The sequence below is a fragment of the Tenacibaculum skagerrakense genome, from assembly GCF_004345825.1.
Lineage (GTDB): Bacteria > Bacteroidota > Bacteroidia > Flavobacteriales > Flavobacteriaceae > Polaribacter > Polaribacter skagerrakensis.
The window spans coordinates 1-1,191 of record NZ_SLXM01000005.1 but is presented as its reverse complement, the minus strand read 5'-3'; the positions used below and the strand labels follow the sequence as shown (position 1 = coordinate 1,191).

The following is a 1,191-nucleotide window of genomic DNA, read 5'->3' as shown; positions in this document are numbered from 1 at the left end:
CGGAGCTACAGGAAATACAGGCGCAACAGGACAAACTGGAGCGACAGGTGCTACTGGAGTAACAGGTGAAACTGGCGCAACAGGAAATACAGGTGCGACAGGACAAACCGGAGCTACAGGAAATACAGGCGCAACAGGACAAACTGGAGCGACAGGTGCTACTGGAGTAACAGGTGAAACTGGCGCAACAGGAAATACAGGTGCAACAGGACAAACCGGAGCAACAGGAAATACAGGTGAAACCGGAGCAACAGGACAAACTGGAGCAACAGGGGAAACTGGAGCAACAGGAAATACAGGAGCAACAGGACAAACTGGAGCAACGGGAGCTACAGGTGAAACCGGAGCAACGGGAGCTACAGGTGAAACCGGAGCAACAGGAAATACAGGTGCAACAGGACAAACTGGAGCTACGGGAGCTACAGGTGAAACCGGAGCAACAGGACAAACCGGAGCTACTGGAGCAACGGGGGAAACTGGAGATACGGGAGCAACAGGAAATACAGGTGCAACAGGACAAACCGGTGCAACAGGACAAACTGGAGCTACCGGAGTAACAGGTGAAACTGGTGCTACAGGAAATACAGGTGAAACTGGTGCGACAGGACAAACCGGAGCTGCAGGAAATACAGGCGCAACAGGACAAACTGGAGCGACAGGTGCTACTGGAGCAACAGGTGAAACTGGAACAACAGGAAATACAGGCGCAACAGGACAAACTGGAGCGACAGGTGCTACTGGAGTAACAGGTGAAACTGGCGCAACAGGAAATACAGGTGCAACAGGACAAACCGGAGCAACAGGTCAAACTGGGGCTACTGGAAACACAGGTGCAACAGGAAGTACAGGTGCAACGGGTGAAACTGGAGCAACAGGTGAAACCGGAGCTACAGGTCAAACTGGTGCTACCGGAAATACAGGTGCGACAGGAAATACAGGAGCTACAGGACAAACTGGGGCTACAGGACAAACTGGTGCGACAGGAAATACAGGTGCAACGGGTGAAACTGGGGCGACAGGAAACACAGGGGCGACAGGACAAACCGGAGCTACAGGAAGCACAGGAGCAACAGGTGAAACTGGGGCGACAGGAAGCACAGGTGCTACGGGTGAAACCGGAGCTACAGGAAGCACAGGTGCAACAGGACAAACTGGTGCGACAGGAAATACAGGTGCAACAGGAAGTACAGG

1 protein-coding gene is annotated in these 1,191 nt (G+C 53.2%); it reads left to right on the top strand.

What is annotated here, in order from left to right; all coding sequences use genetic code 11:
- A partial coding sequence (locus tag EV195_RS16905) for a beta strand repeat-containing protein (RefSeq protein WP_132794872.1) occupies positions 1-1,191 on the top strand: 1,191 nt, incomplete at both ends.